Source organism: Kitasatospora aureofaciens, assembly GCF_019192735.1.
Taxonomy (GTDB): Bacteria; Actinomycetota; Actinomycetes; order Streptomycetales; family Streptomycetaceae; genus Kitasatospora; species Kitasatospora aureofaciens_A.
Window position 1 is genome coordinate 20758 of record NZ_JAHTKP010000064.1, and the last position, 20635, is coordinate 41392.

14 protein-coding genes and 1 pseudogene are annotated in these 20635 nt (G+C 73.9%); 7 read left to right on the plus strand and 8 right to left on the minus strand.

Annotated features, from left to right (window positions below; translation table 11 throughout):
* The first annotated feature begins 2 nt into the window (after positions 1 to 2).
* Together KV557_RS34940 and KV557_RS34945 are read left to right on the plus strand one after the other, a co-directional pair.
* A complete protein-coding gene (locus KV557_RS34940) occupies positions 3 to 590 on the plus strand; it encodes a TetR/AcrR family transcriptional regulator (RefSeq protein WP_218205610.1) in 588 nt (195 codons plus the stop codon).
* Between the two features lie 391 nt (positions 591 to 981).
* Complete coding sequence (locus KV557_RS34945) at positions 982 to 2148, plus strand: alanine--tRNA ligase-related protein (protein WP_218205611.1); 1167 nt, start codon at positions 982 to 984, stop codon at positions 2146 to 2148.
* A 25-nt stretch (positions 2149 to 2173) separates the two neighbouring features.
* On the opposite strand, the gene KV557_RS34950 is transcribed toward KV557_RS34945, so the two are convergent.
* Both KV557_RS34950 and dnaK read right to left on the minus strand, forming a co-directional pair.
* Entirely contained in the window at positions 2174 to 2428 is a 255-nt protein-coding gene (locus KV557_RS34950; protein WP_218205612.1) for a DUF6213 family protein, read from the minus strand.
* A gap of 72 nt (positions 2429 to 2500) precedes the next feature.
* On the minus strand, positions 2501 to 4351 hold the full coding sequence (gene dnaK / locus KV557_RS34955; RefSeq protein WP_218205613.1) for a molecular chaperone DnaK: 1851 nt from the start codon (positions 4349 to 4351) through the stop codon (positions 2501 to 2503).
* A 155-nt stretch (positions 4352 to 4506) separates the two neighbouring features.
* On the opposite strand from dnaK, the gene KV557_RS34960 reads away from it, so the two are divergent.
* The 3 genes and pseudogenes from KV557_RS34960 (at position 4507) to KV557_RS34970 (ending at position 7036) form a co-directional block, all read left to right on the plus strand.
* Positions 4507 to 4953, plus strand: a complete 447-nt coding sequence (locus tag KV557_RS34960; RefSeq protein ID WP_218205614.1) for a hypothetical protein — start codon at positions 4507 to 4509, stop codon at positions 4951 to 4953.
* Positions 4954 to 5003: 50 nt separating this feature from the next.
* Positions 5004 to 5183 (plus strand): annotated as a pseudogene (locus tag KV557_RS34965) (MFS transporter); the annotation flags it as partial.
* A 248-nt stretch (positions 5184 to 5431) separates the two neighbouring features.
* On the plus strand, positions 5432 to 7036 hold the full coding sequence (locus KV557_RS34970; RefSeq protein WP_218205615.1) for a C40 family peptidase: 1605 nt from the start codon (positions 5432 to 5434) through the stop codon (positions 7034 to 7036).
* Positions 7037 to 7097: 61 nt separating this feature from the next.
* On the opposite strand, the gene KV557_RS34975 is transcribed toward KV557_RS34970, so the two are convergent.
* The gene (locus tag KV557_RS34975; protein WP_218205616.1) at positions 7098 to 8261 is read right to left on the minus strand and encodes an ARPP-2 domain-containing protein; all 1164 of its coding nucleotides are present in this window, start codon (positions 8259 to 8261) and stop codon (positions 7098 to 7100) included.
* Positions 8258 to 9685: a hypothetical protein gene (locus KV557_RS34980; protein ID WP_218205617.1), complete on the minus strand. Its 1428-nt coding sequence runs from the start codon at positions 9683 to 9685 to the stop codon at positions 8258 to 8260. Before KV557_RS34980 ends, KV557_RS34975 begins: the two co-directional genes overlap by 4 nt.
* Positions 9686 to 10137: 452 nt before the next feature.
* Here KV557_RS34980 and KV557_RS34985 point away from each other — a divergent pair, with 452 nt between their 5' ends.
* Positions 10138 to 11049, plus strand: a complete 912-nt coding sequence (locus KV557_RS34985; RefSeq protein WP_218205625.1) for a glutaminase — start codon at positions 10138 to 10140, stop codon at positions 11047 to 11049.
* A gap of 79 nt (positions 11050 to 11128) precedes the next feature.
* Here the strand turns inward: KV557_RS34985 and KV557_RS34990 are convergent, their stop codons facing one another.
* Positions 11129 to 13582 (minus strand): XRE family transcriptional regulator, encoded by a 2454-nt coding sequence (locus KV557_RS34990; protein ID WP_218205618.1) that lies wholly within the window; start codon positions 13580 to 13582, stop codon positions 11129 to 11131.
* 153 nt (positions 13583 to 13735) lie between these two features.
* Here KV557_RS34990 and KV557_RS34995 point away from each other — a divergent pair, with 153 nt between their 5' ends.
* Positions 13736 to 13963 (plus strand): hypothetical protein, encoded by a 228-nt coding sequence (locus tag KV557_RS34995; RefSeq protein ID WP_218205619.1) that lies wholly within the window; start codon positions 13736 to 13738, stop codon positions 13961 to 13963.
* Positions 13964 to 14091: 128 nt separating this feature from the next.
* On the opposite strand, the gene KV557_RS35000 is transcribed toward KV557_RS34995, so the two are convergent.
* The 3 genes from KV557_RS35000 to KV557_RS44640 all read right to left on the minus strand — a co-directional run bounded on the left by KV557_RS35000 (position 14092) and on the right by KV557_RS44640 (position 20555).
* Complete coding sequence (locus KV557_RS35000) at positions 14092 to 14670, minus strand: LuxR C-terminal-related transcriptional regulator (protein WP_218205620.1); 579 nt, start codon at positions 14668 to 14670, stop codon at positions 14092 to 14094.
* A gap of 449 nt (positions 14671 to 15119) precedes the next feature.
* Positions 15120 to 17933 (minus strand): ATP-binding protein, encoded by a 2814-nt coding sequence (locus KV557_RS35005; RefSeq protein ID WP_218205621.1) that lies wholly within the window; start codon positions 17931 to 17933, stop codon positions 15120 to 15122.
* Positions 17934 to 17936: 3 nt separating this feature from the next.
* The gene (locus KV557_RS44640) at positions 17937 to 20555 is read right to left on the minus strand and encodes a helix-turn-helix transcriptional regulator (RefSeq protein ID WP_308130223.1); all 2619 of its coding nucleotides are present in this window, start codon (positions 20553 to 20555) and stop codon (positions 17937 to 17939) included.
* Between the last annotated feature and the right edge of the window lie 80 nt (positions 20556 to 20635).

The window sequence follows — 20635 nt, forward strand, 5'->3', positions numbered from 1 at the left end:
CCATGACTCCCCAGCCGAACCCCGAACGCCGAAGCGAACGCGCCCGCCGCGCCATCCTGGACGCGGTCTTCGAGGTGGCCGCGGCCAAGGGATACGGCAAGGTCACCATCGAGGCCATCGCCGCCGCCGCAGGCGTCGGCAAGCCCACCATCTACCGCTGGTGGCCCTCCAAGGGGGCGGTCGCCCTGGACGCCGTCAACGACCGGATCGGCGACTCCATGGACTTCCCCGACACCGGGGACATCGCCGCCGACCTCACCGCCCAGCTCACCGCCGTGGCCACCATGCTCACCGGCGACATCGGCACGATCTACCGCGGCATCATCGCCGAGGCCCAGAGCGACCCCGGACTCGCCGCCGACCTCCGCGCCACCATGCTCGAACCCCGGATCCAGCGGTGCGTGCGCCGCCTGGACGCCGCCGTGGCGGCCGGCCAGCTCCGCGCCGACCTGCCCGCCCGCACCATGGTCGACATCCTCTACGCCCCCGTCTACTACCGGATCCTGCTCGGCGCCGGCCCCGACGAGACCCTGCGCAGCCCCCTCCTCGTCCGGACCGTCCTGGAGGGCCTGCGCCCGGCAGCGGCCTGACCCAGATCAGCTACTTCGCCGGCAGAGTCGACGGGCCGACTTCCCACTCCGGCTCCCAACACCGGGACGACTTCGGGTGGGCAGACGCTGAATCGCCGCGCTGAGCGCCAAGTTGACCAGCAGGGTGACGGCGCAGAGCACGGGGGAAAACGTGTGGCAGGGGAGCACTGGGCGCGTTAATCTCGGCACCATGAACGTCACGGGCCGAATCACCACCGCTACCGCGCGAGCGACCAGCTCGCCGGTTGCCGCCGCCTGACGTCCTTCCCACTTCCCACCGGCGACCGGAAACGGCCCGCCGGTGGTTCCATGGCGTTTCCCGCCCGGTTCCGATGCCCGTGCGGACCCGTTGTCCGGTGCCTCCTCGTTGCGTACGCGAAGGAGCCACCCCATGAACACCGATCAGATCGTCCGCACATTCGTCGAGTACTTCCAGGAACGCGGCCACCGCCCGATCACCGGATCGACCCTGCTGCCACCGCCGGGCGACCCGGTGCTGTTCACCACCTCGGGCATGCACCCGCTCACCCCGTACCTGGAAGGGCGCCCGCACCCCATCGGCCGGCGGCTGGTCAACGTGCAACGGTGCCTGCGCACCACGGACCTCGACGAGGTCGGCGATCGCACCCATCTGACCGTCTTCGAGATGCTCGGCACCTGGTCGCTCGGCGACTACGAGGGCCCGCTGAGCCTCGACTGGGGTTACGGACTGCTCACCGAGGGCTTCGGCATCGATCCGGGCCTGCTCCACGCCACGGTCTTCGGCGGCGACGACCAGACCGGTCCGGACACCGCCTCCCTGGAGCTGTGGCAGCGGCGCGGAGTGCCGGTGGAGCTCACCGTCGAGGACAACTGGTGGTCCAACGGACCGACCGGCCCGTGCGGCCCCGACTCGGAGATCTTCCTGTGGACCGGCGACACCCCGCCGGAGTCGACGCCGACCGAGGACGACCGCTGGGTGGAGGTGTGGAACCACGTGATGATGCGTCACCGCCGGCTCGACGACGGTTCACTCGTGCCGCTCCCGCAGCGCAACGTCGACACCGGACTCGGCCTGGAACGGCTGGCCTCGCTGCTGCAGGGACGCGGGTCGGTGTTCGAGTGCGACGTCTTCGACCCCTGGCGCCGCCTCGTGCCGCCGCTGTGGCCGCTCGACGAAACGTCCCTTCGGCTGGTCTGCGACCACCTCCGCTCGGCCGTCGTGGTGGTCGGCGACGGGGTGCGCCCGGCCAACACCGGCCGCGGCTACGTGCTGCGCCGGCTGGTGCGGCGAGTGCTCACCGTACTGCGGCGCAACGATCCCCGGTGCGGTCTCGGCGACCTGCCGGACGAGCTGATCCGGCACACCTTGGACCACTTCCGCCAGCCAGGGGATCCGGAGACCGTGCGCCGGGTGCTGCTCGACGAGGAACACCGTTTCGTCCGGCTCCTGGAACGCGGTCGGCAGGTGCTGTCACGGCCCCGCTTCCGCGGCCCGTTGAGCGAGGAGGACTTCCACTACCTCCACGACACCCACGGCCTGCCGCGTGACCTCGTCCTGAACCTGCGACCGCACTGACGGCCGTCGGCACACCCGGCGGCCATCAGGCCCGGCCGGGCGGACTCTCCGGGCGCGAGGCGTAGGCGATGCACTCCACGTCGATCTGGTCGGCGAGGCGGCCCAGCGCACCGGCCAGGGCACGGATGGTGTCCGGGTCGAACTCCGTCTCGCCGTCCTCGCCGTCCGCCAGGCTCAGCCAGCCGGCCGCCACGCGGCGGAGCACGCTGGTGACCTCGGCAGCAGGGATCAGCACGCCGCCGCTGCGCGGAAAGAGCACGGGCACGTTCACCTGGATCACGGTCTTCCTCCTGACTCCCCTCTCCAGCGTCTCCCCGGCCGGACGGCACGCAAAGTCCGCGCGGGGACCTCCTCAGGTCGTCTTGCCGCCCTTCTCGTCGTCGACGATCTCGGCGTCCACGACCTCGTCGTCCGGCGGAGGGCCGGGGGGCGGGGCCGTCGTGCCGGCTCCGGCGGCGGACTGGCCGTAGATGGCCTGGCCGAGCTTCTGGCTGACCTGGGCGAGGTGCTCGCTCGCGGAGCGGATCGCCGGGTTGTCCTCGCCCTTGAGCTTCTCCTTGAGGTCGGCCGCGGCGGCTTCCACCTCGGTCTTCACGTCGCCGGGGATCTTGTCCTCGTTGTCCCGGAGGAACGTCTCGGTCGAGTACACGAGCTGCTCGGCGGAGTTGCGGGTCTCGGCCTCCTCCTTGCGCCGGCGGTCCTCCTCCGCGTGCTGCTCGGCCTCGCGGACCATCCGGTCGATGTCGTCCTTCGGCAGGGCCGAGCCGCCGGTGACGGTCATCTTCTGCTCCCGCCCGGTGCCGAGGTCCTTGGCGCCGACGTGCATGATGCCGTTGGCGTCGATGTCGAAGGTGACCTCGATCTGCGGGACTCCGCGCGGCGCCGGGGCGAGGCCGGTCAGCTCGAACATGCCGAGCTTCTTGTTGTACGCGGCGATCTCGCGCTCGCCCTGGAACACCTGGATCTGCACGGACGGCTGGTTGTCCTCGGCCGTGGTGAAGATCTCCGAGCGCTTGGTCGGGATGGTCGTGTTGCGCTCGATCAGCTTGGTCATGATGCCGCCCTTGGTCTCGATGCCGAGGGACAGCGGGGTGACGTCGAGCAGCAGGACGTCCTTGACCTCGCCCTTCAGCACCCCGGCCTGGAGCGAGGCGCCGATGGCGACGACCTCGTCCGGGTTGACGCCCTTGTGCGGGTCCTTGCCGGTGAGCTCCCGCACCAGGCCGGTCACCGCGGGCATCCGGGTCGAGCCGCCGACCATGATCACGTGGTCGATGTCCGAGATCTTGATCCGCGCGTCCTTCACAGCCTGCTCGAAGGGGGCCTTGCAGCGCTCCAGCAGGTCGGCGGTGAGCTGCTGGAACTGGGCGCGGGTGAGCTTCTCGTCCAGGTGCAGCGGGCCCTCGGCGGAGGCCGTGATGTAGGGCAGGTTGACCGTCGTCTCCGTCGCTGCCGACAGCTCCACCTTCGCCCGCTCGGCGGCCTCCCGCAGGCGCTGGACGGCCATCTTGTCCCTGGACAGGTCGATGCCGTAGCCGTTCTTGAACTGCGTGACCAGGTGGTCGACGACCCGCTGGTCCCAGTCGTCGCCGCCCAGGTGGGTGTCGCCGTTGGTGGCCTTCACCTCGACCACGCCCTCGCCGATCTCCAGCAGGGACACGTCGAAGGTGCCGCCGCCGAGGTCGAAGACGAGGACCGTCTGCTCGTTCTCCTTGTCCAGGCCGTAGGCGAGGGCGGCGGCGGTCGGCTCGTTGATGATCCGCAGCACCTTGAGCCCGGCGATCTCGCCGGCCTCCTTGGTCGCGGTGCGCTGCGAGTCGTTGAAGTACGCCGGCACCGTGATCACGGCGTCCGTCACGTTCTCGCCCAGGTACGACTCCGCGTCCCGCTTGAGCTTCTGGAGCACCCGGGCCGAGATCTCCTGCGCGGCGTAGCGCTTGCCGTCGATGTCGCCGCTCTCCGGGAAGTGCCAGGTGCTCTCGCCCATGTGCCGCTTGACCGACCGGGCGGTGCGGTCGACGTTGGTGACCGCCTGGCGCTTGGCGACCTCGCCGACCAGTACCTCCCCGCCCTTCGCGAAGGCCACGACGGACGGGGTGGTCCGGGCGCCCTCGGTGTTCGCGATGACGGTCGGCTCGCCGCCCTCCAGGACGGAGACCACCGAGTTCGTCGTGCCCAGGTCGATCCCGACTGCGCGTGTCATGTCCGGCCTCCTGATCGTCCCCCCTTCCCCTGCAGAGCCCTCCCGGGCGGCTTTCGCCTCCCCTTCAGGGGTAGAACGTGGGCGGAGTGGCGTCAAGCCAGGCGGCGAGGAACCTGGCCGCGCCCCCGGTGGGGGCCGGCGGTAGATTTTCGATCATGAAGAGACCCGAACCGGACGGCCGATCGCTGCGGGCCGTCGTCGATCGCCTCGGCGCGGACGACCCGGCGTCGGAGCGCCCGCGCAGGGCCGCGGCCACGACACTGGTCGCGGTCGCGGCGCTACTGCTCGGGTGGATCCTGGTGCTCGGGGCGACGACGCACGGGCAGGCCGAGGTCAGGAACTGGTCCACGGTGTGGATCGGGATGGACCTGCTCCAGGTCGCCGGGCTGGTCGCCACCGCGGTGCTGCTGGCCGGGCGCTCGCGGCTGGTCGCCCTGGCCGGCGCGGCGACCGCGACGCTGCTGCTCCTCGACGCCTGGTTCGACGTGATGACCGCCGAGGGCGGCAGCGACTGGTACGTGGCGCTCGCCATGGCGCTGATGGTCGAACTTCCCGCATCCTTCGCAATGACGGTCCTGGCCAGGCACAGCCTGGACTGGTGACGGCCGGGTCCGGCCGCACCCGATGCCGGACCCGGCTCCGGCTCGGCACCGGGGTCCTGGTGATCGCCGCCTCGATGGTCGGCGGCGTGGTCGCCGGCCCGGCGCTCGGCCGGGCCATCGAGTGGTCCGGCATCCGCACCGTCCCGGTCCTGCTCGGCGTCGTCTCCGCCCTCTGCCTGACCGCCACCCTGTGGCTGACCCGTACCACCCGTCCCACCACGTCCATGTGACGGACCATCCGGTCGTCTCCGGCGGTTCGGGTGAGAACGGTTCGACGTGGAACGTCTCCACTTCCGCCGGCCCCCGCGTCCCAATGGCCAGGTGGGCGGTGTGAGACGGACTTGGGACGGCCGAGCAAGATCGAATCGGCGGTAGGGGTGACCCCAGACTTGCTCTGGCGACGACACCGCCGACCCGTACCACCAGGCCGGCGGCCGTCGCGCTCCCGAAAATCCCTCACCTGCCACGGAGAGACACCTTGAGTGGATCCACTCCCGTTCGACGCCGGATGTCGCTGGGCCTGAGCCTGGCGACCGCGCTGACCGCCGTCGGAGCCTTCACGGCCACCGCCACCGGCACCGCCGTCGCGGCACCCGCTCCCCCCGCGGGCAGCCCGATCAGCCTCCAGTCGCCCGCCTGCCCGGCGACCATCCAGCAGGGCGAGAGCGACGGCTGCGTCACCCAGCTCCAGATGGAGCTGAACCTGACGGGTGCCCAGATCGGCGCCGACGGCCAGTTCGGCCCGGCCACCTACACCGCCGTGGTCAACTTCCAGTCCGCCCACGGTCTCACCGCCGACGGCCTGGTCGGCCCGGCCACCAAGAACGCCCTGGACTCGGCCGCGCTCAGCGCCTCGGGCACCGTCAACCTCTCCACCTCCTGCGCGAACCTGTCCCAGGGGTCGACCGGCGCGTGCGTGAGCACCCTGCAGCAGCAGCTCAACGGCTTCGGCGCGGGTCTCACGGTCGACGGCCGGTTCGGCCCGGGCACCGACACCGCCGTCCGCAACTTCCAGAGCAGCCACGGCCTGGTCTCCGACGGCATCGTCGGCCCGGCCACCAAGGCCGCGCTGGCCGGCGGGACCGGCGGCGGCTCGGACCTCAACCTGCTCAGCGACTGCGGCCAGCTCCAGCAGGGCAGCCAGGGCTCCTGCGTGTCGACGCTCCAGATCGTGCTCAACGGCTACGGCGCGGGCCTCACCGTCGACGGCCAGTTCGGCGCCGGCACCGACACCGCCGTGCGCAACTTCCAGTCCTCGCACGGCCTCACCGCCGACGGCATCGTCGGCACCGGGACCAAGAACGCCCTCTACGGGCTGAGCAGCTCCGGCGGCGGCACGTCGACCACCGTGGACCTGCGCACCCAGTGCGGCACCCTGCAGAGCGGCGCCTCGGGCAGCTGCGTCTCCACGCTCCAGACCATGCTGAACAACCTCGGCGCCGGTCTCACCGTGGACGGCCAGTTCGGCCCGGGCACCGACACCGCCGTCCGCAACTTCCAGAGCTCCCGCGGTCTCGCCGTGGACGGCATCGTCGGCCCGGCGACCAAGAACGCCCTGTACGGCGGCGGCTCCGGCCCGATCTCCACCGGCACCCCGCCGTCCGGCGGCCCGATCGACGACACCAAGGTCCTCACCGCCGCGAAGTCCTTCCTCGGCCTCCCGTACGTCTGGGGCGGCGGGCACTCGCTGCGCGGGGAGGGCCCCGGCCCGTCCCTGGGCACCTGCGCCGACTACACCGGCTCGATCCTGCCCTGCCCGGCCAACACCACCGTCGGCCTGGACTGCTCCGGCCTGGTCCGCGCCGCCTACTGGTTCGGCGCCGGGATCGACCTCGGCAACGGCGGCAACACCAACGACCAGACCTGGGACCGGCGCACCCTGCCGATCTCGGCGTCCCAGCGCCAGCCCGGTGACATCGAGTTCTTCGGCGACGGCCCGCACTCCACCCACCACGTCATCATCTACGCCGGCACCGACCCCACGACGGGTGCCGACATGATGTACGAGGCCCAGGAGACCGGCACGAACGTCCACTACGTCAGCCTGCGCACCGGCGGCTACTGGTACCACGTCGTGGCGTAGCCCATGCGCGGGACGGCGGGGCGGGGCGCATGACGCCTCGCCCCGCCGCTTTCCGGAAGGTCTAACGCCCGTCGGCCTTCTTGCGGTAGTGGTCGAGGATGTCCTGGCGCAGCAGGTGGCCGAAGCCGGCGGCTTCGAGGCGGAGGCCGAGCTGGGGCTCGGTGAGGTCGAGGGCGGCCGCCGTCCTCCCGAGGTGCCAGTCGTGGGCGGCGAGGCGGTCCAGGAGGTGGCCGCGGCGGACCTGGCTCTCGGAGAGGCGGAAGGTCTTGAGATAGGCGATCCGGCCGGTGTCGTCGGTGATGGCCTCGCCGATGTGGTTCTCCTGCTTCGGGCGGAAGTCGGGCACGAAGCGGGCGAGGGTGAAGCGGCCGAGGCGGTGGACGGTGCGGCGCCGGTAGTCGGCGTCCAGCAGGCCCGCGGCCATGGTGGTGCCGTGGAACCGCGCCCACGCGCGTTCCTGCTCGTCGACGGCGGCGCGCAGGTCGGCCAGCGTGCGCACCGGGGCGGACCGCAGGTCGGCGCGGAAGTCCGGCACCGGGGCGGAGAGGGTGCCGTAGTGGTGGATCAGCTCGCCGTACAGGTCGAGGAGCAGGCTCCGGTGCAGAGAGCGGTAGTCGTCCGGGTGCGGCACCACGAAGGCGGCGGCGAGGGCGTCGGCGACGTAGACGGCGACGCCGCACTGCCCGGGGTGGATCTCGAACACCCGCAGGGCATCGGCCAGTCCGCGCACCTGGTCGCCGCTGTACGCCTCCTCGGCGCGCGGCGACAGGCCGCGTCGCAGGGCCTGCTGGGACCACTGCTCCCACGCGACGGTCGGGCCGCCGAAGTGCAGGGCGAGGTAGCCCTCCAGGGCGAGGTGCAGCGGCAGGAAGCGCAGCCGGGTACGTCCCTCGCGCTTGGCCATGCGCCGGGGCGGCTGCAGCCGGACGCGCTCGGGCAGCGTGTCGGCCGGCTGGGTGCTGGCCAGCTGGGTGCCGTAGGCGGCGGCCGCGGTGCCGTCGCGGGTCCAGTCGGCGACGAAGCCGTGCGGGATGTACGAGGTGTACGAGGTGCGCCGCTCCACCGGGACGGACGCGTACTCGGTCTCGTAGAGCTCCTGGTGCAGCCGCAGGTCGGTCAGCGGCTCCGCACGCACCAGCGGGACGAGCCGCACCCCGCCCCAGACCTGGGCGGGCCGGGTGTCCAGCCCGGCGAGGTCGAGCCGGAAGGCAGGGGTCGTGGTCATCGGGCCTCCCCGGCCGCGAGGAAGCGTTCGGTGCGCGCCGCCAGGTGGGACGTCAACTCGCCGAGGTCGGTGCGGCCTTCGGCGAACTGGGCGAACTCGACCAGGGCCGGCAGGTCCTCGGCGTCGCGCAGCCCGGCGGTGGGCACGGTCGGGGCGAGCCGGCGGACGTCGAAGCCGTCGGCGTCGTAGACGGGGTTGAGGTGCACGATGCTGGTGCGCCGCTCCGGGTCGAGCCGGGTGCGCCAGACCCGCAGCACCTCGGCCGCCAGGCCGGGCGGGGCGTTGTCCCAGCCGTCCGAGACGATCAGCAGGCGCTGCGGCGCGGTGTCCAGCGCGTCGAGGATCCGCCGGCCGAGCGGGGTCGGCCCGTACGGGTGGGCGAGCAGCGCGTCGGTGCGGCCGGTGGTCCACAGCGCGGTGTAGTCGGCGGCGAGGGCTTCCAGCAGGTAGTGGCAGGCCAGCGCGGCGGCCAGGGGGCGACGGCGCTTGACGCCCGAGCCGTACGCCGAGAAGGAGTCGTCGAGCACGGCCGCGACCCGGCCCCAGCTGCCCGCCTGCGCACCGGCCGCACGCCGGGCGGCAGCCCGCAGGGCCTCCGTCAGCTCGGCGCGGCGGGCCAGGCGGTCGGCGGCCGGCAGACCGAGGACGTACGAGGCGAGCCGGGTGAGCGGCATGCGGGTGAGGTCGGTGGTGACGGCGGCGCCGTGGCCGCGGGCGGACTCCTGGAGGCGCAGCCGTTCCAGGCTGGTCATGCGGGGTGCGATGCGTTCGAGGAAGGCGCCGCGCGGGATGCCGTGGCGCTGCGCGAAGCCCTCGGCGACGGTGTACGGCAGGTCGTAGAGGGCGGACTGCTCGTAGTGGGCGCGGCGCCAGGCGTCCAGCAGCGGCGAGCGGTAGGGCGCGCGGGCGGCGGAGGCGAACAGGAAGCCGCCCACCTCCTCGTGGCCGGGCCGCAGGTGGGCGTGGCGCAGCGCGCGCTTGAGGCCGGCGCGGTACTTGACGGCGTCGAGTGTCTGGTCGGGCCGGGCCGCGAGCCAGTCGCGCAGGATGGCGCGGGTGCGGCGGTTGTTGACCTTCCGTCGCCGCAGCTCGCCGATCAGCTTGTAGACCCGCTGCGGGGGCAGCAGCGCGAGGCGGCGGGCGATCAGCCGGCCCTCGGTGTGCCGCTGCTCGGCGGTGGCCTCGCGGGTGCTCTCCAGCAGGTGGCGGACGATGAGCGTGGCGTTGTGGTCGTTGATGTCGAGCGCGAGCGCGGCGGCGTAGAGGCCGCGGTAGTTGACGCGCATGTACTCGTGCAGGAAGTCGAGCGAGAGCTGCTGCTCGGCGGCCGTGGAGTGGAACTCGCGCTGGCCGGTGGCCGTGATGGCGGCGTTGACGAAGAGCAGTACGTCGTCGGCGGCGATCAGGTCGGCGTACGCTTCCATCGGCTTCCCAGCGGTCGTCGGCTTTCCTGCGGTCGGTTCGGAGGGGCCGGCCGGGGAATGGGGGCGCGAGCTGCGAATCATTGCTGTAAAGGCAGGTTCCGGAAGTCGCACCGGAGTCCCGCGGCCGGCCGGATGACCGTAACAGAGTCCGGCCGGGCGCCGAGCCCGGTTATTGGCGTACGGTCAGCGGCCGGGCGCCCAGCGCGCCCACAACAGCTCCGGGTCGGGCAGGTCGCCGGGCAGGCCGGGGCGGTTGATCGTCATCGTGTGTCCTCCGAGGGGTGGCGGTCCGGGTGGCGGTCCGTGCCCCCGAAGCACAGGAGCGACCCACGACAGGCCCTGTCGTCGTCACCCGCCCCCGGACCCGGATAATCCTGGTCGGACCGGGAGCATCCGGTGGGGATCGTGCGTGTGGAGGAACAGCAGTGAGCGGTGTGCCCGTCGAGGAGAGCCTGGACTACCGGCGGTTGCTGGACGCGGCGGCCGCGGCTGCCCGGGCGACGACGGGTCAGGGGCGCGTCGCGGACTACATCCCGGCGCTCGCGGCGGCCGATCCGGAGGCGTTCGGGATGGCCGTGGCGACGGTGGACGGGGAGCTGTACGGGGTCGGGGACTGGGAGCGGCCGTTCTCGATCCAGAGCGTGTCCAAGTTGTTCAGCCTGGCGCTGGCCCTGGCGCACGGCGGCGACGGCGTCTGGGGCGGGGTGGGGCGGGAGCCGTCCGGCAACCCGTTCAACTCGCTGGTGCAGCTGGAGACCGAGCACGGCATCCCGCGCAACCCGTTCATCAACGCGGGCGCGCTCGTGGTCACCGACCGGCTGCAGAGCCTGACGGGCGACGCCGCCGGGGCCGTCCGCGAGTTCCTGCGCCGGGAGTCGGGCAACCCGCTGCTCGACACCGATCCGGCGGTGGCCGCCTCGGAGGCCGAGCACGGCCACCGCAACGCCGCGCTGGCCCACTTCATCGCCAGCCACGGCAACCTGCAGAACCCGGTCGAGACCGTGCTCGACCACTACTACGCGCACTGCGCGATCGCCGCCAGCTGCCGCGACCTCGTGCTCGCCGGCTCCTTCCTGGCCCGGTACGGCGTGCGCGCCGACGGCACCCGGCTGATGACGCGCAGCGAGGCGAAGCGCGTCAACGCCGTGCTGCTCACCTGCGGCACCTACGACGCGGCGGGCGAGTTCGCCTTCCGGGTCGGCCTGCCGGGCAAGAGCGGGGTGGGCGGCGGCATCCTCGCCATACTGCCCGGGCGGGCTGCGGTCTGCGCCTGGGGCCCGCGCCTGGACCAGGCCGGCAACTCGGTGGCGGCGGTCGCCGCGCTGGACGCGCTCACCACGCTGTCGGGCTGCTCGATCTTCTAGGCAGAGCAACTGGTCCGCCGCCTGATCCCCCGCAGCTTGTCCGCGGTGGTGCCCGGCCGGGCACCACCGCGGACCGCGGTCAGGGCCGGGTGGGGTACGTGGCCGGCCGGTAGTCGGCCTGCTGCCGGCGGAAGGCGTGGCCGAGGTGGTGCTGGAGCCGCAGGTGGCGGAACTGGTAGACCGCCCCGGTCTGGCGCAGCACGCCCCGCTGGTAGGCGTCGTCGAGGAAGGCGGCGACGTTCCAGGGCAGCCGTCCGGTCAGTGGAAGCCAGACGCGGGCCAGGATCACCCACTGGCCCCAGGCGGTGAAGCCGAGCGCGTAGGCGAGCGCGCCGCCGATTCCTCCGATGGCGCCGATGTACATCCCGTCCTCCAGCGGCCAGTACATCTCGCCGAGCGGTCCCCGCAGGACGTCGACCAGCAGGCGCCCGCCGAGCGCGATCGCCAGCGTGAACGCCGGGGCGAGGACCAGGACCTGGCGGCTCACCGTGGCGCGGTTCGAGGACAGCAGGGAGACCGGGGTGGCCGCGGAGGCGGTGTCCAGGGGCGCTTCGAGCATGCTGGTGAGCCCGAACACCACCCCGGCGGCCAGGCCGAAGATCAGCCCGTACACCAGCATGTTGATGAACATGCCCTGGATCACCTCGCCGTCGAACAGGGGGGCGCCGAAGTAGATCGTGCGCTGGAGCGTCTGGGTGGGCGCGATTCCGAGGCCGATCACGGTGCCGCCGAGCAGGATGGCGGCGAACCGGCCGGTGAACACGCGGACCGGCCGGGGACCGCCGCCGTGGTGGGTGCCGGGCAGCCGGAGCCGTACGTACGTCGGCTCCAGGGCCAGCCCTCCGAACACGGTCAGGACCGCGTACACGGATCCGAACGCCAGGCCGGCGATCGGCCCCACCATGAGGCCTTCCAGGACGTATCTCACGCCCTTGACCCTCGGGTCACCGGCGTAGACCACGACGAGGATCAGGCCGATCAGCCACTCCGCCGCCGTGACGCACAGCGCGGAGGCCACCACGGTGGCCAGGACGCGGGTCGGGCGCCGCACCGAGCCGCCGATCTGCCACCACGCGAGGTCGTGCCGGTCGAGCCGGACCAGGTGCTCGGCGAGGTAGCCGAGCCAGCGTTCGGCCCGCTGCACGTCCAGCTGCCGCGGGCGGCTGCGGTGGCCGGGCGCGTCGCGTTCCGGGGCACGGCGGCGGTAGAGGGCGGGGACGAAGCCGGCCAGGAGGTGTTCTTCGAGCGCGTGCTCGGTGGGGAACCGTTCGGCGTCCAGCAGTTCGGCCGGTCTCCGGTCGGGCGCGTCGCTGTACATCGTCCGGGCCAGGATGATCATCAGAGGGGTGCTCAGGACCCTGGCGAGGTGCGCGCTGCCCTCGGTCCGCCGGGCGCGCAGGTCGTCCAGGACGGCGTCCCAGATCGGCTCGGGCGCTTCCTCGCCCCGGGTCACCGGCCGGGCGGTGCGCGGCAGGTAGTCCGCGAGGTCGTCCGGGGTCAGGTCGGTGAGCTCGATCCCGGCCGCCCAGACCAGCGGCGTCCGGGCCGCCTCCACCGCCTCGGCGAACTCGCCGCGCCGGCTGGTCAGCACCAGCGGCTGCGAGGTGGCGTTGAGCGCGTCGAGCGCGTCCTGCCGCAGGCCTTCCGCGATCTCGTCGAACCCGTCCAGCACCGGCAGGACGAGATCGGCGTCGATCAGCGCGGCGGCTAGCGTCGCCCCGCCCGGGCCCCGGCCGACCAGGTGCGGGTGGTCGCGCAGCAGCAGGTCGATCTGCCAGTCGCGCAGCGCGGTGGTCGTCGGGTCCCACGACCCGAGGCTGAAGATCACCGGCACCCGGTCGGGGGCGGCCCGGCCCTGCAGGAAGTCCAGCACGAACCTGATCGTCAGGATCGACTTCCCCGAGCCGGCCCGGCCCAGCACCACCAGCCGGCCGGACGGGATCTGCCGGTACACCTCGGCCACCGACCGCAGATCGCCCTCCAGCTCCAGGCGGGCGGCCTCCTCGCCGGGCGCGAGGCGCTGGACGTTCTCCGGACGGTCCATCAGGGGCTCGGGCGCCCGCTGCCACCGCACCGGGAGCGGGAACGGGTCGTGCACCCGGCGCTGCTCCTCCTCGCGGCGCCAGCGGCGGCGGACCTCCGTCGCCAACTCGGCGGCGGCGTCGGCCAGGACGGCCGGGATCCGGGGTGGCGTGCGGTCGGGCGCCGCTGCGGGCAGGGGCTTGGCGGGCGGGGGCTCGGCAGCTGCGGGCTCTTCCGGCGCGGGCTCGGCAGTTGCGGTCTCAGCAGGCCCGGACGGTACCGGCGGCGACTTCGCCAGCGTCGCCGCCAGCCGCCGCCGGTCCTCGGGCGAGGCCCCCAGCGCGTCCGCGAGCAGGTTCACCGTCCCCAGCCGGTGATCCGTGGACCCGCCGGTCTCCAGCCGGCGGATCGTCCGCACACTCACGTTCGACTTCTCCGCCACCTGCTCCTGCGTGAGCCCCGCCTCGATCCGTAACCGGCGTAACAGCGTTCCCAGCTGTTCCGTCTCCACGGCATACCCCCATGTTGAGCGTGTACGACCGCCGGTGAGCCTACCGTGACGGCCGGTCACATATGGCCGGTGCCATGACCTGTCCCCCGACCTGCACAAACACCACGCTCGAAGGCGTCCGGTCAGGACACCGACGACACTGGAGGATGCGACATGGCCTACCGCTACTGGTGCGGGGAGTGCGGGTACAGAACGCCCTGGCTCGGCGAGTCCCGGGCCCAGGAGCTGCAGATCGAGCACTACGCGAAGCGGCACCCGGACGTCGCGCCGGGCGGCAGCGTGGAGAAGAACCGCAAGAAGCCGGGCGAGGGCCCCGGCTGCCTCACGACGCTCGGCCTCGTGATCCTGTTCCTCCTCCTGGCCGTCTCGTGCCACCACTGACGGCCGGCGACCGCGCCGAGGTGTCGGACCCGGCCGAGCACGAGCGCCGGGTGCGCGCACGAGCCGGACGGCCGAACGGCGAGGCCGCGCCGGGGGTACCGGCTCCGCCCCGCCGTTCGCGGGCGTGGCTACTTGACGAAGCTCTCGACCACCTTTGGCGGCCAGACCCCCACCTTGAGAGCGCCCATGGAGTAGGCGCGGGAGACCAGGGCCGCACGGTTCGGGACCCGCAGTTTCCGCAGCAGGCAGGTCACGTGGTACTCGACGCCCTGGCGGCTCAGGTACAGCCGCGCGGCGAGCGGGACGGTCGACACCCCTGCCGCGATGCCTTCGAGGATCCGGGCGTCGATCTCGCTGAGCAGCTTCTTGCGGCCGGCGACGACCTCGGTCTCGGCCGACTCGGGGCGCCCGTTGGGCACCATCACGAGGATCGACGACTCGTCGGGGAGGCCGCCGTGGACCATGACGGCGGTGAGCGGGACGGTGAACGCCTCGTCGTCCGGGCCGACCGCTATGACGTCGGTGGCGAAGCGGTCGCGCCGGCCCTCGATCAGCCCGGAGAACTGGCGCAGCAGGGGCTGTTGGACGCTCGGGTGCACGAGGTCGCTGAAGGTCCGACCGCAGAGGTCGGCGGAGGAGCGACCGAACTGCCAGAAGAAGGCTTCGTTGGCCTGCCGGATGGTGAGGGTGCGGTCGAGCCGGGCCATGTTCAGACCGGGCTGGTCGGCGAGTGGACGGGGTTTCGGTGCCGCGCCGTGGCCGGGCTCTCGATCGCACACGATGGTCCGAGCGGAATCGGCCAGGGCGGAAGCGGAAATGACCACGGAAGTCGGATCCCTTCGGGGTGCGAGTGCGGGTTGGATATCGGACGGGATATCCCGGCCATTTCTCGGACGGCCGACCCGCAGTGAACTCAGAACAGAATTCTAGGGACCGGCGATCCGGCCGGTCAACGGCACCCGGGCTGGTCCGGTCCAATTCTGTGGGCGTTCGGCGGGAGGTTCGGTGGGTGGCCCGGGGGTTCGGTACGTGGTTCGGTACGGTCCACATCCGTGCAGGTCAGACGGCATATGTGGGAGCACGTCCAAAGTTCGGCGAGCAGGAGTTCGATATTCGGTCGAAGGTTCGGCCGGATCTGCCGGAGCAATCTTCCGGATCAAAGGCGAACAGCAGGTTTCGAACCGCACAGAACCGTCACAAGCTCCCGCCGGCCGGAAATCCCGAGTTTGCGATAGGAATTCGTCAAATGTTTCTCGACCGCGCGCGCACTCACCTGCAGTTCGGCTGCGATTTCCTGGTTCGTCAGTCCGTTCCCGACGAGGTCGGCCACCCGGCGCTCGGACGGGGTCAGCACCCCGCGGGCGGACGCTCCGGGCTCCCGGCCGGGTGCCGGGCCGGTCCGCTCGGTGGGCCACCCGGCACCGCAGGCGGCGGCGAGCCGGTCGGACTCCCGACGCACCGCCGTCGCCTCCGCCCCCGCGCCGAGGCGACGGCCCAAGTCCCGGAGGGCCCGGGCACGTTCGAGCTCGTCCGCCGAATGGCGCAGCACCTCGACCGCCTCGCGCAGCAGATCCACCGCCGGCCCGCCGCCCGCCAGGGCGGCCCGTAGGCGCAGGGCCCGGCCCAGCGCCACCGGAGCGCCCCAGGCCTCCGCCCGCGCGTGCTCCTCCTCGGCGAGCGCCCGGGCCGCGAACTCGTCACCGAGCGCCCGGGCCAGCCCGATCGCCCACGGACGCCACGGGAAGAGCACGGGATTGCGCCAGCCGGTGGATTCCAGCTCCCGTCCGCAGGCCAGGGCGGTGTCCAGGGCGGCCGCCGGATCTCCCCGGTGCATCTGCCGGCGCGCGCGGAGCAGCCCCAGCATCGCGGCGGGAGCCAGCCCGGCCGGACGGTGCCGGTCGGTCGCGGCCAGCACCCGTGCGCCGAGCGGCAGGTCCCGGGTCGCCAGGGCCACCGCGGCCAGGGCCACCGCCGCCAGGCCGTCGCCGGTCGACCCTCCGGCCTCGGCCCGTGCGCAGGCGCGCTCGGCCTGTTCCCGCGCGAGGGTCAGCCGGCCCCTCGCCAGATGGACCAGGGCCCGTTCGGCGTGGTCCGGGGCCGCCTCGGCCGCGCCGGAGGGGTGCCGGCCGCTTTCGCCCGCCGACAGCCAGGATTCGAGCGCGCCCGGGGCGTCGGCCCCGACCAGGGTGGTCACCAGCAGCGGGACGACGGAGTGCGGGCTCAGGGCCGTGGCCGGTTCCCGTTCGAGGATCCGTTCCGCCTGCCGGGCCAGTTCCGCAGCCGGCCGGCCCGCCCCGAGGGTCGCCGCGTGGAGCAGCACGGCCAGCAGCTCGCGTTCGCCGCGGGAGCAGACCGCAGGCTCGATGACGCTCAACTTCCCGATGGATTCGGCGAGTCGCACGGGGTCGCGGCAGTCCGCGTGGCGCAGCCTGGCCTCCAGCCGCAGTGCGGCCTCCCGTCCGAAGCCGTCGAGAGTGTCGGGGTGGCCGAGTTCGGCCGCCACCTCGCGCAGCAGGGCGGTGGCCGAAGGGGTGGTGGCCCGCAGGAAGTTGGACGGCAGGTGGAGCGCGGCGGCGGCCCGCTCCCGGGCGGTGGCCAGCAGCGGGATCGCCTGGGCGATGTGCCGCTCGCACGCCGCGTGGTCGAACGACCGCTCGGCGACGGCCAGTTCGACCAGCAGCCGGGCGCGTTCCGGGTCCGCTTCGGAGACGTCCAGCAGCGCGCGCCGGAGGTAGCGGGCGGCGAGGTCCGGTGCGCCGCGGCGCAGCGCGGTGTCGGCCGCGCTGCGCAGGACCGCCGCCGACCACGGGTGCGCGGAGGTGGCGACCGCCATGAGCTGGACGGCGACCTGCTCCGCGGGGCGCCCGGCGTCGTACAGCACGGCGGCGGCTCCCTCGTGCCGGCGCTGGCGTTCGGCGGCGCTCATGGCGGCCTCGACCGCGTCCCGTACGACCGGGTGGACGAAGATCGCCCGGTTCGGGTCGGCCAGCAGCCCGAGTCGGTGCAGTCCGCGCAGTGCGGCGGCGCAGCCGACGGGATCCAGCCCGGCGAGCCGGCCGACCTGCGCGGTGTCGCCCGGCTCCCCGAGGGTGGCGATCGCCGCGGCCAGGTCGCGCACCGGCGCGGTCTGGGAACGCAGGCAGCCCGCCAGCCGGTCGCGCAGGGCCGCCGGGCGCAGGGTCCGCACGGCGTCCGCGCCTGCGTTGGTCGGACGGCGGCCGGCGGCCGCGAGCGCGCCGAGCAGGGACGTCAGGAAGGCCGGGTTGCCGGCCGAGGCCTCGTGGCAGGCCGCGGCGAACTCGTCCTCGCCGGGTTCCCCGAACCGGTCGCGGACCAGCGTCCGGGCGGCCGCGCGGGACAGCGCCGTGGGGCGCAGCTCCCGGGCGGAGGCTTCGGCCACCTCGTTGACCAGGGGGTCCCGGGAGCCCGGGTCGCCGTCGCGCAGGGTGCAGACCACCAGGACGCGGAGACCGTCGAGGCGGGCGGTGAGGTGGCCGAGCCACCGGAGTGACGGGCGGTCGGCCCACTGGAGGTCGTCGATCAGGAGCAGCAGCGGTGTCTCGGCGCTCAGTTCGGCGACCAGGCGGCGCAGGTCGGAGAGCACGGCAGCGGTCGCCGGCTCGTGGCCGGACGGTGGCTCCTGGCCGACGAACGCGGCATCGCCGAGCACCTGCCGGGCCGCACCGGCCCGGGCGAGCCAGTGGTCGCGGAGGTCCGTCGGCAGCACGGTCAGGAGGCTGTCGAACAGCTGGCGGACCACGCCGAAGGCGAAGTCCTGCTCCATGAGGGCGGCTTCGGCCCGCAGGACGCGCAGCGGTGTCCGCTCGGCCTGGGCGGGCAGGGCGCGCAGCAGAGCGGAGCGGCCGATCCCGAACGGGCCGGTGAGCAGCAGCTGCGCGGAGCGGCCGTCGGCGGCGGCGCGCAGGGCCAGCCGTGCCACGGCGAGTTCGGTGTCCCGTTCAAGCAGCATCCTTCACTGTCCTTCCATGGCACGGACCAGGACCCGAAGTTCCGGGCGGCCGTCGATTCCGAGCTTGCGGTAGGCCCGCCGGAGCCTGAGTTCGACCGCGCGGCTGGAGACCGACAGCATGGCCGCGATGTCCCGGTTGCTGTGGCCCCGGCCCGCCAGTTCGGCGGTGTGCCGCTCGGTCGGCGACAGGCTGTCCCAGGCCGGGTCGGCGGGGCGGCCGGTGCGGTCGTCGAGGGTGCCGGCGAGGTCCCGGGCGCGGACGGCCATCGGGCCGGCCGGGTGCCGGGCGGTCAGCACGGAGAGTTCTTCCAGCGACCGCTCGGCCGTCTTCCGGTCGCCGCCCTGTTCGGCGAGTTCGACGGCGGCGAGTTCGGCCAGCGCCCGGACGTAGCCGGGGCCGGCCGGGCGGCACCGCAGGGCGCCGGCCGCGGAGCGGACCCCGGCGAGCCGGCCCGGCCGGTCGGCGACCCGCTGGGCGCTCAGTTCGGCCCAGCCGACCGTGGTCGGGGCGCCCCACCGGCGGGCGAGCCGTACCTCCTGCTCGCTCAGCCGGGCGGCCTCGGCGCGGTCGCCCAGGGCGTGGCTGGCCAGTGCCGCCAGGGAGCGCCACGGCAGCAGGGCGGGGTTGAGCTGGTGGCGGCTCAGCAGCCGGCGTCCGCTCTCCCTGAGCAGTTCGCCGGCCTCGGCCGGGCTGCCGGAGCCGAGGGCCACGGCGGCGCGGGCGAACAGCAGATGGGCCCAGTGGTCGCTGCCCTCGGCACCCGGGGGCAGGGGGTCGGCGGCGCGTTCGCGGGCTCGGTCCCGGCGGCCGCTCTCCAGGTCGACGAGGATGCCGACGGCCCGTAAGAAGGGCGCGATCACGACCGGCCGGCCGAGCAGGTGCAGGGCTCGCTCCGCCTCGGCGACGTCCCGTTCGGCGGGTTCCAGCCGGCCGCGGCGCAGGTGGAGTTCGGCCCGGAGGGCGAGCGCGTGGGGGGCGGCCAGCCGCAGCCTGTTGCCGGACAGCTCGCGGAGCAGGCGGTCGAGGCCGGCCTCCGCCTCGTCGTGGGCGTCGGCCAGGCACAGGGTCCGGCAGGCGGCGAGCCACGGCTGGACGAGGGGTCCTTCGGTGCTCTCGTGGGCGAGCGCGGTGCGGGCCAGGGCGCCGGCCTGGTCGAGCCGGTGGCCACGGAGGGCGAGCTGCCAGGCGCGGACCGCGGCCTGCGCGGGGGACGCGGGCTGCGGCGGCAGCGGCGGCACCTCGGGCACCGGCAGCGCGATCTCGCCCTGGCCGGTCGGTTCGGTGCACCAGAAGAGGGCGAGCAGATCGTCCTGTTCCGGGCCGCCCGCCCCGGGCAGCACGTCGGCGACGGCGCGGCGGACCACGGCGGTGGCGCCGCCGGTCAGCCCGAGGTCGGCGGCGCGGACCCGCAGGGCCCCGTCGGTGCCGGCGCGGCGGACGATCGCGTCGAGCCGGTGGTCGCCGGCTTCGGGTTCGCCGAGCAGGTGTGCGGCGCTCAGTTCCAGGACGAGCCGGGCGTGTTCGGCGGGCGGCGGGTCCTCCTCCAGTGCGCGGCCGAGGAGGGTGGCGGCGTGCCGGTGGTCCTGCCGTTGCGCGGCGGCCTCAGCGCCGATCCGCAGGGCCCGGAGCGCCCACGGCCGGCCGATCCGGCGCGTCCCGAGCAGCAGGTCGGCCACCGCGACGTCGTCGACCGCGGCGCGGTACGCCAGTTCGGCCGCCCTGGTGTGCAGGTCGATCCGCTCGGTGGCGCTCGCCCCGGTCAGGACCCGGGAGCGGACGGCCGGGGCGAGCCGCGGCTCGGTCCCGGTGCCGTCCCCGGTGCCGATGCCGGGCAGCTGGGCCAGCACGGCCCGCAGCCGGGGCTCGCCGATCGTGTCGAGGCCCGCCAGGGCGCAGACCAGCGGGAAGTCGAGCAGGCCCCCGCAGACCGCCAGGGCCCGCACCACGGCGACGACTTCGCGGGTGAGCCCGCGCAGCGCCCGCATCAGGTGGTCGCCGGTCACCGTGGCGGCGAGGGTGCCCAGTTCGGGGACCCGGGCGGCGACCGGCCGGTGGCCGTGCCAGGCGAACTGCCGCAGGGTGTCGTCGAGGATCCCGGGGTGGCCGCCGGTGGCCCGGCCCGCGGCCGCGAGGAACTCCTCGTCACCCCACCGGCCAAAGGCGCGGGCGACGGCGGCCGCGACCTGGTCCGGGCCGAGCGGACTGAGCACGAGGTGGTGGGCGGTGGCCGCTCCGGGCGCCGCGGCGAGCAGGTCGTGCCAGTCCGGGTCGGGGGCCCCGAGCCGGCTGCCGCCGCACAGCACCGCCAGCGGGGCCCCTGCCCAGCGGCGCGACAACGCGCCCAGCCAGTGCAGTGACGGCTCGTCCAGCCACTGGGCGTCCTCCAGCGCGAGGAGGGTCGGCCGGGTGTGGGCGGCGCGCAGCAGGTCTGCGAGCCCCGGCGGCCGGCCGGGCGTGGTCCGGCCGGCGTCGTGCCCGGGCGCGTCCAGCGGGCCCAGCCACTGGGCGACCCCGCCGCACGCCCAGCAGCGCCCGCCGCACGCCCGGCGGCGCGAACGCGCCGAACTGGCCGCCGCGCTCGACGCTGCCGGCGCGGCCGGCCCGCTGGTCGTGACGGTCACCGGCGCCCCCGGCTACGGGCAGAACGCGCTGGTCCGCTGGGGCGCGGCCCGGGCCGAGGGCGCCGGCCTGCGGGTAGATC